Consider the following 14683-nt stretch of genomic DNA (forward strand, 5'->3'; position numbering starts at 1 on the left):
CGGCGCCTCCTACACGGTGCATTTCGTCGAAAATCAGCGAAATGAGCTGTGTTGGATGTACCGTTTGGGGCCAGCACCCAACCGAACCACCCCGCCACGCACGAAAAAGCCGGCCACCGGGCGCAAACCCGGGGACCGGCTTAGAGCAGTAAGCGCTTACTGCTCGTCTGGTCGCACGACCGTCGAGCCAGAGCCAGCACCAGCAGCACCTGCGGTGCCCTCAACGCCGGGCCACTTGCCAGCGGCGATGAGCTCGTTCTTGCGCTCAACCCAGAAGTCGGCGTTCTTGATGCCGAGGGCCTCGGGGTCGAAGTGCGGATCGATACCGGCCTTCTTCTGGCGGCGGTAGTCCCACAGACACTTGAGGGCCGGGACCTGCAGGAAGAGGATGGCGACGATGTTGAGCCATGCGGTTGCGCCCACGCCGATGTCGCCGAGTGCCCACGCGTTGCCCGGGGTAGTGGTTGCGCCGATGAACACGGCAGCGATGATCAGGACGCGTAGGCCCCAGATGATGGCCTTGCGGGCGCCTTCGTTCTTTACCCAGCGGTTGAGGTAGACGGAGTTGGTTTCTGCCATGTAGTAGTACGCCAGCACGGTGGTGAAGGCGAAGAACATGATGGCCAGCGCGATGAAGGATGGGCCGAGGCCGGCGGAGAAGGAGTTCAGGCCTTCTTGGACGAAGCCGGGGCCGACGGGCACGCCGTCGGGAAGCGAGCCGTCGTAGACTACGGCGCCGTCTTCGGACTGGCCTTCGAACACCTTGTACATGTCGGTGGAGATGATGATGAAGGCGGTTGCGGAGCAGACGAAGAGGGTGTCGATGTAGACGGCGAAGGACTGGACGAAGCCCTGCTTGGCGGGGTGGGAGACTTCGGCGGCGGCTGCGGACTGCGGGCCGGTGCCTTGGCCTGCTTCGTTGGAGTAGATGCCGCGTTTGACGCCCCACATGATGGCTGCGCCGAGCATGCCGGAGAATGCTGCTTCCTTGTCAAAGGCGGAGCGGAAGATGATGCCGAAGACTTCGGGGATGTCGGAGGCGTTGGCGAAGAGGACGACGATGGCGATGATGATGTAGATGGCGGCCATGAACGGGACGACCATGGATGCGAAGTTCGCGATGCGCTTCACGCCGCCGATGATGATGAAGGCGAGGAGGATCGCCATGACGGCTGCGGAGATCTTGACGTCGATGCCCCATGCGTTGTCCACGGCTGCGGCTACGCCGTTGGCCTGGATGCCGGGGAGGAAGTAGGAGGTTGCCAGCAGCATGCAGATTGCGAAGATGATGGCGTAGACCAGCATGAATGGTGCGGCGGTGGTGTGCTTGTAGGCCTTTTCGATGTAGTAGGCCGGGCCACCACGGTATTCGCCGGTGTCGCGGTCGGTTTCTTTGTAGATCTGGGCGAGGCAGCACTCGATGAACGAGGTTGCGGAGCCGAGTAGGGCGACGAGCCACATCCAGAAGACGGCACCCGGGCCACCGAAGGCGATGGCGGTGGCGACGCCGGCGATGTTGCCGACGCCGACGCGGCCGGCAAGGGAGATCATCAGCGATTGGAACGAGGAGATGCCTTCTTCGGACTTTTCGCCGGATTTGAGTTGGCGGATCATGTCGGGCAGGCAACGGATCTGCAGGAACAGGGTGACGAGTGTGAAGTATGCGCCTGCGCCGAGGCACAGGAATACCAACCAGTTGGACCAAATGAGGCCATTGAGGGTGTCGATGAACCCTTCCATGGCGCCCTCCTTTTGTTTGTGTGCTGGGGTTTTCTTGAACGTCGTTTCAAGTAACTAGAGAATCTAGACCATCACTTTGTGCTGTGTGTCACTTTTTGTGTAAAAATTATTCTTCGGCACCAAAAATATTCGGCCCCAATTGTTGGGCAGACGTTGCGGACGCCGCTGCAGTATTGAAAGGATGTTTATGGAACCCGCTGGTAAGCGCACGAATCGTATGCGTAGGTATTCGCCTGCTTGGCCAGTAAAGGACTTGCCCGCAAGTTCGCATGTGCTTGTCGACGACTCCACGTCCCCGGCTGATCCCGATCCCGACTTCACCCCCGATGCGGATGTGAAGCCGAAGGCGGCGTGGCGTTTCTTTGTCTACAGCGCCATCGGCATCTTCGCGTTTTTCGTGCCGTTTTCGGTGAATGGTTCGAAGTCGACGATTTTGTTGGATCACATCGTCACGTGGATCACCACGACCCTCGGCGAGGGGACCCGCTTCCTGGCGCTAGCGGCGATCATCGCTGGCACGATCTACCAGTTCGTCTCCGGTCGCTGGAAAGAGGACTACGCACGCATGGCGTTTGCGGCACTGTCTGTGCTGGCGATTGTGCTGTGCGCGATGCTGACGTTTGGGTTCGGCCCGGAGTGGTTGTTCAACCCGGATATTGGTCCGTTCATCCTGGATAAGTTGGTGATCTCGGTCGGCCTGCTGATTCCGGTCGGCGCGATCTTCTTGGGTTTGCTGGTGGGCTTTGGCCTGATGGAGTTCATTGGCGTGATGGTGCAGCCGATCATGCGCCCGGTGTTCCGCACTCCGGGCAAGTCTGCGGTGGATGCGGTGGCGTCATTCCTTGGTTCCTACTCGCTGGGCCTGTTGATCACGGATCGTATGTATAAGAACGGCAGCTATAACGGGCGTGAGGCGTCGATTGTTGCTGCAGGTTTTTCTACGGTGTCGGCCACGTTTATGGTGATCGTCGCTAAGACGCTCGACATCATGGAGCACTGGATCGCGTACTTCTTTATCGCCTTCATCATCACGTTTATCGTGACGGCGATTACGGTGCGCATCCCTCCCATTTCGCGCATTCCGGAGGATTATTACCCGGGGGCGACGCCGCACCCGGAAAAGGAGATTACGGGCAACCGTTTCAAGGCGGCATGGCGTGAGGCGAAGATTGAGCTCAACCGTGCGGATTCGTTGGGCAAGGTGTTGTGGTCGAATTTCCGCGACGGTTTGGTCATGGCGGTGCAGGTCACGCCGGGCATCATGTCGGTTGGCGTGATTGGCCTGGTGCTGGCGACGTACACCCCGGTGTTCAAGGCCGTTGGCGTGGTGTTCTACCCGGTGGTGTGGTTGCTGCGTTTGCCGGATCCGTGGGCGACGTCGGGTGCGCTGGCGACCGGCTTGGCGGAGATGTTCCTTCCGGCCACGTTGACGGCGGGTTCGGATGACATGGTGTTGAAGTTCACCATGGCTGTGGTGTGTGTGAGCCAGATTTTCTTCTTCTCGGCGATGGTGCCGGCGGTGTTGGCGACGGACATTCCGCTGAACATCGTGAAGATGGTCATCATTTGGTTCATCCGTGTGGTGCTCACCGTGATCATTACGGTGCCCGTCGCCCACCTGCTGTTCTAAGGGACTTTTGCTTAGCGACGACGCCTTGCCGCCGCCGTTACCGCATCGTCGATGAGCCGCGCCGCGGCTTTGGCGGTGCGGCTATCTACGTCGTAGTCGGGGTTGAGTTCGACGACGTCCAGCAGCGCGACCCGGCCGGTGGCGGCGACGGCGGAGACCATTGCGCGCAGTTTCGCGTAGTCCACGCCGAAGCCTGCGGGGGCGGACACGCCCGGCGCAACGGCGGCGGGCAGGACGTCGAGGTCGATGGAGAGGTGGATCGGCAGATCACCGTCGACGGCGGCGAGGGCGCGGTAGACGGCTTCGCGCATCGACATTTCGGCCAGTTCGGTGTCCAGCACGGTGGTCACACCGAGGTCGTCGGCGGTGTCGAAGAGCACCTTGGTGTTGTTGGGCTGGGAGATGCCGAAGACGGAGTAGTCGAAGTCGCTGCCCGCTAGGTCGGCGATCTGGCGGAAGGGTGTGCCGGAGGTGGGTCGGCTGGCGGTGCGCAGGTCGAAGTGGGCGTCGAAGTTGATGATGTGCATCGGGCCGATGGCCTCGTAGGCGCCGCGGTGGGTGGCAAAGGAGGTTTCGTGTCCGCCGCCAAGCACGACGGTCATGCCGTCTGCGCCTTGCGCGGTGACGAGGTCATACACCTTGTCGGAAAGGGTCCGTTGCGCGGTTTCGAGGTCGTCGTTTTGGGTGGTGACGGTGCCGGCGTCGATAAGCGTGCGCTCGTCGTGAATAGCGAGGGAGCCGAGTGCGGCGCGCAACGCGTCGGGGCCCTGGGCGGCGCCTTGGCGGCCGCCGTTGCGCTCAACGCCTTCGTCGGAGGCAAAGCCGATGAGGTGCACGGCTCCTTCTTGTGGTTCGGCGTTGGTGGAGACCTCGCTGTGCCAGCGGGCGTGCTCGGCTCCGGGGCCGTCGTCGCGGCCGGTCCAGTCGGGTGCGGGTGCGAAAAGTGGTGCTGTGACTGTATTCATGCCACACGAGCCTAGCGTCGGGGCATACTGAGAGGCGATGAATAAGCCCCAGGTTCCCGCTGCGCACAATGTGCTGCGCATCCTGTCGCTGCTGTCCACTACAGATGCGCCGATTTCTGCGACCCGTATTCAACGCGAGTTGGAGCTGCCCCGTTCGACGACGTACCACTTGCTGCGCGAGTTGGAGGATTCCGGCTTTGTGGTGCACTTGAAAAACCCGGGCACGTACGGGTTGGGGTTGGCGGCGTACCGGATGTCGCAGGCGTACACCACGCAGCAGCCGCTGGTGCGGCTCGCGACGAAGCCTCTCGCCCGTATTGCTGCGCTTGCTGGGGGTTCGGCTCACCTGACGCGCCTGGCCGGGTCGGAGATTGTGTACCTGCACGAGGTGCGTGCTCCAGGGGCGGTGTCGTTGGTGACGGAGGTTGGTGTGCGTTTGCCGGCGTTGGCTACGGCGTCGGGGCGCATCATGCTTGCGCATTTGCCGGACGCGGAGTTGCGCGCGGTGTTCACGTCGTCCGGCGAGCGTCGTCGGTACAGCGAGGTCAAAGCGCAGCTTATCGACGTCCGCGAGCACGGCTGGGAAAGCGAATGCGAGGAAGTCTCGCGCGGGCAGGAGTCCGTGGCGGTTGCGGTGTTGGACCATCTGGAGCGACCGGCGGCGGCGCTTGCGGCGACGTTCCCGGTGGGAAGCACCGATAAGCAGGCACTTTTGGGGGCTTTGGAGGATGCCTCGGCACGCTTGCGCACGCAGTTTTTTGGTAATCGTTGAGCACTACACCGGTGTGATCTAGCATCACACGCATGACAACTATTACCCCCGTCACAGTAGGCATCGGCGCGCTGTCCGTTGAGGACGTCGTCGCCGTCGCGCGCTACGGCGCAAACGTTGAGATCGATCCGGCGGCGCTCGAGGAAATCGCCGCTACCCGTGAGCGCATCGAGGAGCTCGCTGCGGACCCGACCCCGGTCTACGGCGTCTCCACTGGCTTTGGCGCCCTGGCCACGAAGCACATCCCGGAAGATATGCGCGCGCAGCTGCAGGTATCGCTGGTGCGCTCCCACGCCGCGGGCTCCGGCCCGGAGGTGGAAGAAGAGGTCATTCGCGCGCTGATGCTGCTGCGCCTGTCCACGCTGTGCACGGGCCGCACGGGTGTGCGCCCGGTGGTGGCGGAGACCTACGCCGCCGCGCTGAACGCTGGGATCACGCCGGTGGTGCGCGAGTACGGTTCACTGGGTTGCTCCGGCGACTTGGCGCCGCTGGCCCACTGCGCCTTGGCCCTGCTGGGCGAGGGTGAGGTCCGCGTCAAGGGTGGTGAGATCATCCCGGCCGCTGACGCCCTGTCCCAGGCGGGCATCGAGCCGCTGGTCCTGCGCGAAAAAGAAGGCTTGGCGCTGATCAACGGCACCGACGGCATGCTTGGCATGCTGTGCCTGGCCATCGCAGATCTGCGCGAGGCCGCCAAGGTTTCGGACATCGCAACCGCGATGAGCGTGGAGGGCCTCAACGGCACGCTGTCTGTTTTCGACGAGGACCTGCAGCAGCTGCGCCCGCACCCGGGCCAGGCGGACGCGGCCTACAACATCCGTACCGTGGCGGCGGATTCGCCGATCCTGGCGGCGGCACTCGAGGGCTTCAAGGCGAACGACGTGCAGGATGCGTACTCGATCCGTTGCACCCCGCAGGTCGCCGGCGGTTTCCGCGACACGCTGACATACGTGACCACGGTGGCCGACCGCGAGCTCGCCGCCGCGAACGATAACCCGGTGGTGGCCAAGGACGGCCGTGTCGCCTCGAACGGCAACTTCCATGGCGCACCAGTGGCGTACGTGTTGGACTTTTTGGCGATTGTGGTGGCAGATTTGGCGTCGATTAGCGAGCGCCGCACGGACCGCTTCCTCGACCCGGCGCGCAACCGCGGCCTCAACGCGTTCCTCGCGGGCAACCCGGGCGTGGATTCCGGCCACATGATCGCCCAGTACACGCAGGCAGGCATTGTCGGCGAGCTCAAGCGCAACGCGGTGCCGGCGTCTGCGGATTCGATCCCGTCGTCCGCGATGCAGGAGGACCACGTTTCCATGGGCTGGTCGGCGGGCCGCAAGCTGCGCCGCAGCATCGATGGCCTGCAGCGCGTGCTTGCAGTGGAGATCCTCACCGCCGCGCGTGCGCTGGACATGCGCGAGGGTGAGCCGTCCGTCGGCACCGGTGCAGCTCTGGCCACGCTGCGTAAGCATGTGGAGGGCCCGGGCACCGATCGTTTCCTGGCCCCGGAGATTGAGCATGCCGTGCATTTGGTCAAGGGCGGCGATTACGTCAAGGCCGTTGAGGCGGTTGTGGGCACACTTCGCTAAACCGCACTACTCAACGGGCGGCGCCGCAGCATCGGCGCCGCCCGCTTTCTATTACGCATCACCAATAGTCTGGGAACCCAGACAACTGGCGACACTGCCCCCTTTGTTACCACAGGAAACTCCATACACTGTCGCCTACATCATTAACCCCCGCAGATTGTGATTGGAGTCTCACCATGGCTGGCCGGTACCCGAATGGCGATTTCTACGACTTTGAAAGCGAACTGTCCACAGAGGAAAAGGACATCCTCTACAACGTCCGCGATTGGGCAAAGGAGAAGGTGCTCCCGATCGCGGTGGACTACTGGAACCGTTCGGAGTTCCCGCACGAGCTGCTGCCGTCGATTGGCGAGCTCAACATCATCAGCCTCGTACGCGGCCAGGGTCGCTCCCGCTTGCTCGCAGGCCTCGTCGCGGCGGAGATTCACCGCGCCGACGGTTCCGTAGGCACGTTCTTCTCCGGCCAGGACGGCCTGTTCACCGGCAGCATCGAGCTGCTTGGCTCCGAGGAGCAGAAGGAGCGCTGGCTGCCGGACCTCTACGCCGTGCGCAAGACTGGCGTGCTTGCGATCACGGAGCCGGAGGCCGGCTCCGACGTCGCCCAGGGCATGCGCACCACCGCCACCAAGGTGGATGGCGGCTGGATCCTCAACGGCGCGAAGCGTTGGATCGGCAACGCCACCTTCTCCGACTACGTCGCCGTCTACGCCCGCGACCCGGAGGATGAGCAGGTCAAGGGCTTCATCGTGGACACCACGTCCGAGGGCTACACGGCCACGCTGATGGAAAACCGCATTGCCATCCGCGCAGTGCAAAACGCCGACATCACCCTGGACAACGTATTCGTGCCGGATAGCGACAAGCTCGAGGGGGCGAACTCGTTCAAGGACATCAACAAGGTGTTCAAGAGTGCACGCTCCACGGTGGGTTGGCAGGCCGTCGGCACGCAGATGGGCGCCCTCGATGTGGCGCTCGGCTACGCGGACGAGCGCATCCAGTTTGGCAAGAAGATCTCCTCGTTCCAGCTCAACCAGAACAAGCTGGCCACCATGCAGGGCAACCTCGTTGCCTCCGAGTCGATGATGGCCCAGTTGGCCCGCATGGAGGATCGCGGTTCCGCGAACAACGAGCAGTCCGCGCTGGCCAAGGCGTTCACCTCGAAGCTCATGCGTGAGACGGTCGCGCTCGGCCGCGAGATCCTCGGCGGCAACGGTCTGATCTCGGATTACCGCATGGCAAAGATCTTCAACGACGCCGAGGCCATCTACTCCTACGAGGGCACCTACGACATCAACCAGCTCATCGTCGGTCGTTCCATCACGGGCGAATCGGCCTTCGTCTAGTCCACGCAGGAGGAAACACTATGAATGCACCGCTTTCCGGAATCCGCGTCCTCGACCTTTCCCGCGTGCTCGCGGGACCGTTCTGCTCCATGATCTTGGCTGACCTCGGTGCTGAGGTGATCAAGGTGGAGTCGCCGTGGGGCGACGATTCGCGTCAGTTCGGCCCGTTCGTCGACGGCACGTCCGCCTACTACCGCTTGTTCAACCGCTCGAAGATGGGCATCACGCTGGACTTCAAGAACGACGACGACAAGGAAGTGTTGCGTGATCTGGTCCGCCGCGCTGATGTGGTCGTCGAAAATTTCCGCCCTGGTGTGCTTGAGAAACTCGGCCTTGGACCGAAGGACCTGCTGGAGATCAACCCGCGCCTCATCGTGACGAGCATCTCCGGCTTCGGCCAGACGGGCTCGCTGGCCAAGGAACCGGCGTACGACCTGGTTGCGCAGGCGATGAGTGGCCTGATGTCGATTACGGGTTGGCCGAACAGCAAGCCGACGCGCGTGGGCATCTCGCTGGGTGACCTCATCCCGGGCCTCTACGCCGCGATCGGTACGGTTTCGGCGCTCTACCAGCGCGAATCTACCGGCACCGGCCAGCATTTAGATCTCGCGATGTACGACTCGCTCATCTCCGTCATGGAGTCCGTGGGCATGCGCGCGCTTTACGACGACACCCCGCCCACCCGCATCGGCAACGACCACGGCCTGTCCGCGCCGTTTTCCACCTACGCCACGAAGGACGGCGATGTGGTCATCGCGATCACCACGAACCGCCTGTTCGAGCGCCTTTCCAACGCGCTTGGCATGCCGGAGTTGGCAACCGACCATCGCTTCGCGGAACCGGTGGCCCGCTCCGAAAACCGCGTTGCGCTGCGCGAACTGATCGAAGAAGCGCTAAGCACGAAGACACGCTCGGAGACCATCGCCCTGTTTGAAGAGCATGGCGTGCCCACCGCCCGCGTGTACGACCTGGACGAGGCGCTGCGTAGCCCGTTCGCCCAGGAGCGTGGCGTGGTGGTTGAAGAAACGGATGGGTTCCGCACCCTCGCCTCCCCACTCAAACTCGCCGGCATGGAAAAGCCGACGCCGGCGCCGGAGTTGGGGCAAGACAACGAACGTATCCAGTCCTGGTTGAGCGAAGATCCGCGCACCACCTGAGTTCCGTAAAGGAGCAGCACCATGGATAAAACGCAGACCCCACGTCGTGGTGGCAGCACCCGTTGGATTCCGGGCGACAATATTGCCGCCGTCCCGTCCCTTCCGCCCGAGCATGAGGTAGACAGCGCAGAGCCGAAGAACAAGTGGAGGTTTTTCCTCTACAGCGCGATCGGTTCCTTTGCGTTTTTCGTCCCGTTTACTGTCGGGGAGAAGAACACGATTCTGTTGGACCACATTGTGGGCTGGCTCCAGTCCTCACTTGCCGGCGCCCTGCCGTACATCACCCTGGTGATGATCACCGCCGGCGCCGTCTACCAATTCGCCACCGGTAAGTGGCGCGAGGATAAAGCGCGTGCCGTGTTCGCGTTCCTCTCCGCGTTGGCGGTGGTGTTGTGCGCGATGCTCGTGTTCAACTTCGGCCCCGCATTTCTTTTCGACGAACGCCTCGGCCCCTTCATCCTGAACAAACTCGTCATCCCCGTCGGCCTGCTTATCCCAGTGGGTGCCGTATTTTTGGGTTTGCTGGTTGGCTTCGGCCTGATGGAATTCATCGGTGTGATGGTGCAGCGGTTCATGCGGCCGGTGTATCGCACCCCGGGTAAGTCGGCCGTTGACGCAGTGGCGTCGTTTTTGGGGTCATACTCGCTGGGCCTTTTGATTACCAACCGCGTCTACCGCACCGGCGGCTATACGGCGCGCGAAGCGTCGATCATCGCGGCTGGGTTCTCCACCGCATCGGCGACGTTCATGGTGGTTGTGGCGCGAACGCTGGACCTGATGCACATCTGGGGCGTGTACTTCGCGGTCACGCTCCTTGTGTGCTTCCTAGTCACTATCGTCGTCGTCCGCATCCCTCCGTTGAGCACGATCCCGGACGATTACTACCCCGGTGCCACCCCGCAGCCGGAGGAGCGCGTGGAGGGCAACCTGTTCGCCGCCGCGTGGAAGGAAGCGAAGGCGTTTTTGGCGCAGGCGGAGTCGCTGCCAAAGACCATTTGGCGCAACTTCAAGGACGGCGTGATCATGACCATCCAGGTCATCCCGGGCATCATGGCTGTTGGCATCATCGGTTTGGCGCTGGCGTTTTACACCCCGGCGTTCAAGATCCTTGGCGCACTGTTCTTCCCGCTGGCGTGGGTGTTCCAGTTGCCGGATCCGTGGCTCGCGTCCGAGGCGTTTGCCATCGGCCTCTCCGAGCTGTTCCTGCCGGCAACGTTGGCGGCTGGCAACGAGTCTGACGTACTGCGCTTCACCGTTGGTGTGGTCTCCATCAGCCAGGTGTTCTTCTTCTCCTCGATGATCCCGGCGGTGCTGGCCACGGACATCCCGTTGAAGATCAGCCACATGGTGATCATCTGGTTCCAGCGCGTGGTGCTGTCCATCATCCTGACGGTGCCGATTGCGTACCTGATCTTCTAACCCCCACTGCCCGGCCTGTCTCGTATCCGAGACAAACCGGGCAAAAACTGTATTCCAGCAACCACATTGCTCCCTTATCCTCAATGTAACGCGGGTTACATTCCTGTCGGATTGTGGTCCTGCATCACGAAACTCAATGAGCCGTAGAAAGGATTCCCATGGCGAAGAACTGGTCCGAAGGTGCACGCGAGGTCCGCTCCCCGCGAGGCACTGAGATCACTGCAAAGTCCTGGCAGACCGAGGCCCCGCTGCGCATGCTGCAGAACAACCTTGATCCGGAGGTTGCGGAGCGCCCCGATGACCTCGTCGTCTACGGCGGCACCGGTCGTGCGGCACGTAGCTGGGAGGCCTTTGACGCGATCGTCGATACGCTGAAGGACCTCGAGTCCGACGAGACGCTGCTGGTCCAGTCGGGCAAGCCGGTCGGCGTATGGAAGACCAACGAGTGGGCGCCGCGTGTGCTTATCGCCAACTCCAACCTGGTTGGCGACTGGGCGGACTGGGAGCATTTCCGCGAGCTCGAGGACGAGGGCCTGATGATGTACGGCCAGATGACGGCCGGTTCCTGGATCTACATCGCAACCCAGGGCATCCTGCAGGGCACCTACGAAACCTTCGCGGCTGTGGCGAAGAAGCGTTTCAACGGCACGCTCGCCGGCACCCTGACCCTGACCGGCGGCTGCGGCGGCATGGGTGGCGCACAGCCACTGTCCGTCACCCTCAACGGTGGCGCCTGCCTCATCGTCGATGTTGACGAGGGCCGCCTGAAGCGCCGCCAGGGCAAGCGCTACCTCGACGAGGTCACCACCGACCTCGAGGAAGCGATCAAGCTGGTCACCGACGCGAAGAACGAGAAGCGCGCCCTGTCCGTGGGCCTCGTCGGCAACGCATCCGAGGTCTTCCCGGAGATGCTGCGCCGCCAGCGTGCGGGCGAGTTCACCGTGGACATCGTCACCGACCAGACCTCCGCACACGACCCGCTGTCCTACCTGCCGAGCGAGATCCCGTTCGCCGACTGGCACACCGAGGCAGACGCCGACCCGACCACCTTTACCAAGAAGGCCCGCGAAGCCATGGCCGCACAGGTCCAGGCAATGGTCGAGTTCCAGGACGAGGGCGCCGAGGTGTTCGACTACGGCAACTCCATCCGCGACGAAGCCCGCAAGGCCGGCTACTCCCGCGCGTTTGAGTTCCCGGGCTTCGTCCCGGCCTACATCCGCCCGCTGTTCTGCGAGGGCCTTGGCCCGTTCCGCTGGGTTGCGCTTTCCGGCGACCCGGAGGACATCAAGGTCACCGACCAGGCCATCAAGGAGGCTTTCCCGGACAACGAGCACCTGCACCGCTGGCTCGACGCCGCTGAGGAGTACGTGGAGTTCGAGGGCCTGCCGGCACGTATTTGCTGGCTGGGCTACGGTGAGCGCGCCAAGGCCGGCGTGATCTTCAACAACCTGGTCAAGGAAGGCAAGGTCAAGGCACCGATCGTCATCGGCCGTGACCACCTCGACTCCGGCTCCGTGGCGTCTCCGTACCGCGAGACCGAGTCCATGCTCGACGGCACCGACGCTGTGGCTGACTGGCCGCTGCTCAACGCCATGACCGCTGTGTCCGGCGGCGCGACCTGGGTATCCATCCACCACGGTGGTGGCGTGGGCATGGGTCGTTCCATCCACACCGGCCAGGTCACGGTGGCTGACGGCACCGAGCTCGCCGAGGCGAAGCTCAAGGCTGTGCTCACCAACGACCCGGGCATGGGTGTCATCCGCCACGTGGATGCCGGTTACTCCCGCGCCAACGAGGTCGCGCAGGAGCGCGGCGTGCGCATCCCGATGAAGTTCCAGGCACGCGACTAATCACGCGCCGTAGAGCGCTGACGTTTCCCTCACGGGCGCGTCAGCGCTTTTCGTTACCCTGGGCCCCACGAAGCCCTCCGAAGAAAGGCACCCATGAGCACCTTTATTACTGGCATTTCCGAGCTCCGCACGGTCTCCGAGCTGGGCACCATTAAGAACGCAGCATTGCTTATCGACGACGGCGTGATCGCCTGGGTCGGCCCCGCCGACGAAGCCCCCGCGGAAGCAGCAAACGCCGCCGAAACCGTCGATGTTGGCGGGCGCGCAGTCCTGCCCGGCTGGGTAGATTCCCACTCCCACATGGTTTTCGACGGCAACCGCGCCGAAGAGTTCGAGGCCCGCATGGCCGGCGAGTCCTACGCCGCCGGCGGCATCGCCGTGACCATGGAAGCCACCCGCTCCGCAGGCGAGGAGCGCCTGGACAAACTGGTGGCGGAGCGCGTCGCCGCAGGTCATGCGGGCGGCACCACCACGTTTGAAACCAAGACCGGCTACGGTCTGAACGTCGAGTCCGAGGCAGAGGCTGCTCGTGTGGCCGCCCGCCACGTGGACGAGGTGACGTTCCTCGGCGCCCACCTGGTCCCGCCCGGAGCGGACGCCGACGAATACATCGACGAGGTCGTCGGCCCGATGCTGGATGCGGTGAAGGACCACGTGCAGTGGATCGACGTGTTCTGCGAGCGCGGTGCGTTCAACGAAGAACAGTCCCGTCGCGTCCTCGAAGCCGGCAAGAAGGTGGGCCTGGGTGTGCGCGTGCACGGCAACCAGCTCGGAGAGGGCCCGGGCGTGAAGCTTGCGGTGGAGATGGGCGCGGCCAGCGTGGACCACGTCAACTACCTCTCTGATGAGGACTTCGAGCTGCTGGCCGGTTCGGACACCGTAGCCACGCTGCTGCCTGCCTGCGACCTGTCCACGCGCGAGGATCTTGCACCGGGGCGCAAACTTATCGATGCCGGCGCCACCGTCGCCATCGCATCCAACCTCAACCCCGGTACGTCGTTTACGTCCTCGATGAACTTCTGCGTGACCACCGCGGTGCTGCAGCAGTACCTCACGCTCGACGAGGCGATCGAGGCTGCCACCACCGGCGGTGCGAAGGCGCTGCGCCGTCACAACGTCGGCGACGGCAAGGACCCGCAGGGCCGCCCGGCCAAGGGCACGCTGGTGCCCGGCGCGGCCGCCGACCTGCACATCCTGGATGCAGAAAACGCCATCAACCTGGCCTACCGCCCAGGCATGCCGATTACGTGGCAGACCTGGGTGGCAGGCAAGAAGGTCTACGGCTAGCTAGATAGTCACCTGACGGGACTTAATATTGTCCAGTTGTTTGCGCTCGTCTGCAGATAATGCAGCGTCGTTGGCGTACTCGGCGGTGATCTTCTTATCCAGTTCCGCCAGCGCCGCCTCGTAGGAGTCGGCCGCCACGGACGGGTCGAGGTCGAACACCGGAACAACCAGGCCGTGGGTGCGGAATGCGCCGGCGAACTTGGTGTCCTCGCCCAGGTTCAGCTCGCCACGTGCCGCGATGCGTGCCAGTGCGGACAGCATCTGCGCCTCGTTATCTTCGGTGCGCACCCAGCGGATGTGTGCCTTGCCGCCGCCCGGGTTAACCCACCAGATTGCGCCCGGCAGGTTCTCGCCGATCTTCTCAGACGGCAGGACGGCGTCGTTGGCCTGGCGCAGCGCCTGCTGGATCTGCGGCGGGACCGAAGCCCCCTCCGGGAACCACCAGGAGAAGTCCTGGTAGGTGGTGATGTCCAGGGTGGCGTCGTCGCTAAGAAGCTCCGAGAGCTCCGGCTGCGAACCGTCAGCGACGGTGGACTGCAGTGTCTCGCCCGGCTTCGCATCAACAACCCAGTTCAGGGCATACGCGAGGTCGCGGCCCGGGTTCTGGGAGTGGGAGGTGACCTGAAGCGCGACGAAACGCTCGCCGCCCTGGTCCTCCTCGCGCACGAGCGCGGCACCGGCGCCCGGCAGGACGGTCACAATGTTGACCGGGGTGCCCTTCACATCCACCGTGGTCACGGCAGAGGGGACGAACTCCTGCAGCGCTACCAGGTCGGCTTCTGCTGCCAGACCGCCGTACGGACGGGGGTCCTTCTGGAACTTCTCGCGCTCAGCGGCGCGGGCTGCGAGTTTTGCCTCGCGGCGCGACATGCCCTCGGGCAGATCTGCGCGGTTCTTCTTTTTCTTCGGTTTGCGTTGCACCATGCGCGCAATCGTACCG

Annotated in this window: 11 protein-coding genes; 8 read left to right on the forward strand and 3 right to left on the reverse strand. The window is 63.5% G+C overall.

The window, feature by feature from the left end:
* Positions 1 to 156 precede the first annotated feature (156 nt).
* A complete protein-coding gene (locus HMPREF2736_RS07405; protein ID WP_083323016.1) occupies positions 157 to 1740 on the reverse strand; it encodes an alanine/glycine:cation symporter family protein in 1584 nt (527 codons plus the stop codon).
* Between the two features lie 187 nt (positions 1741 to 1927).
* Here HMPREF2736_RS07405 and HMPREF2736_RS07410 point away from each other — a divergent pair, with 187 nt between their 5' ends.
* Positions 1928 to 3370 (forward strand): YjiH family protein, encoded by a 1443-nt coding sequence (locus HMPREF2736_RS07410; RefSeq protein WP_246822106.1) that lies wholly within the window; start codon positions 1928 to 1930, stop codon positions 3368 to 3370.
* 11 nt (positions 3371 to 3381) lie between these two features.
* On the opposite strand, the gene hutG is transcribed toward HMPREF2736_RS07410, so the two are convergent.
* Positions 3382 to 4335, reverse strand: coding sequence for a formimidoylglutamase (hutG, locus tag HMPREF2736_RS07415; protein WP_070829297.1), 954 nt, complete (start codon positions 4333 to 4335; stop codon positions 3382 to 3384).
* 37 nt (positions 4336 to 4372) lie between these two features.
* Between hutG and HMPREF2736_RS07420 the strand changes: the two genes are divergently transcribed.
* From HMPREF2736_RS07420 to hutI, 7 genes are all read left to right on the forward strand, one after another.
* The gene (locus tag HMPREF2736_RS07420) at positions 4373 to 5107 is read left to right on the forward strand and encodes an IclR family transcriptional regulator (protein ID WP_070829298.1); all 735 of its coding nucleotides are present in this window, start codon (positions 4373 to 4375) and stop codon (positions 5105 to 5107) included.
* A gap of 32 nt (positions 5108 to 5139) precedes the next feature.
* Positions 5140 to 6687: a histidine ammonia-lyase gene (gene hutH / locus HMPREF2736_RS07425; protein WP_070829299.1), complete on the forward strand. Its 1548-nt coding sequence runs from the start codon at positions 5140 to 5142 to the stop codon at positions 6685 to 6687.
* Between the two features lie 176 nt (positions 6688 to 6863).
* Complete coding sequence (locus HMPREF2736_RS07430; RefSeq protein WP_070422648.1) at positions 6864 to 8030, forward strand: acyl-CoA dehydrogenase family protein; 1167 nt, start codon at positions 6864 to 6866, stop codon at positions 8028 to 8030.
* 20 nt (positions 8031 to 8050) lie between these two features.
* Positions 8051 to 9187: a CaiB/BaiF CoA transferase family protein gene (locus HMPREF2736_RS07435; protein ID WP_070829300.1), complete on the forward strand. Its 1137-nt coding sequence runs from the start codon at positions 8051 to 8053 to the stop codon at positions 9185 to 9187.
* Positions 9188 to 9208: 21 nt separating this feature from the next.
* Positions 9209 to 10606 (forward strand): YjiH family protein, encoded by a 1398-nt coding sequence (locus HMPREF2736_RS07440; protein WP_141761610.1) that lies wholly within the window; start codon positions 9209 to 9211, stop codon positions 10604 to 10606.
* A gap of 158 nt (positions 10607 to 10764) precedes the next feature.
* Positions 10765 to 12456 (forward strand): urocanate hydratase, encoded by a 1692-nt coding sequence (gene hutU, locus HMPREF2736_RS07445; protein ID WP_083308036.1) that lies wholly within the window; start codon positions 10765 to 10767, stop codon positions 12454 to 12456.
* A gap of 93 nt (positions 12457 to 12549) precedes the next feature.
* Entirely contained in the window at positions 12550 to 13743 is a 1194-nt protein-coding gene (gene hutI / locus HMPREF2736_RS07450) for an imidazolonepropionase (RefSeq protein WP_070829301.1), read from the forward strand.
* Here the strand turns inward: hutI and HMPREF2736_RS07455 are convergent, their stop codons facing one another.
* Positions 13744 to 14667 carry a DUF5926 family protein gene (locus HMPREF2736_RS07455; protein ID WP_070829316.1) on the reverse strand — a complete coding sequence of 308 codons (924 nt, stop codon included), beginning with the start codon at positions 14665 to 14667 and terminating at the stop codon, positions 13744 to 13746.
* Positions 14668 to 14683: the final 16 nt, after the last annotated feature.

Source organism: Corynebacterium sp. HMSC036E10 (assembly GCF_001836265.1).
Classification (GTDB): domain Bacteria; phylum Actinomycetota; class Actinomycetes; order Mycobacteriales; family Mycobacteriaceae; genus Corynebacterium; species Corynebacterium coyleae.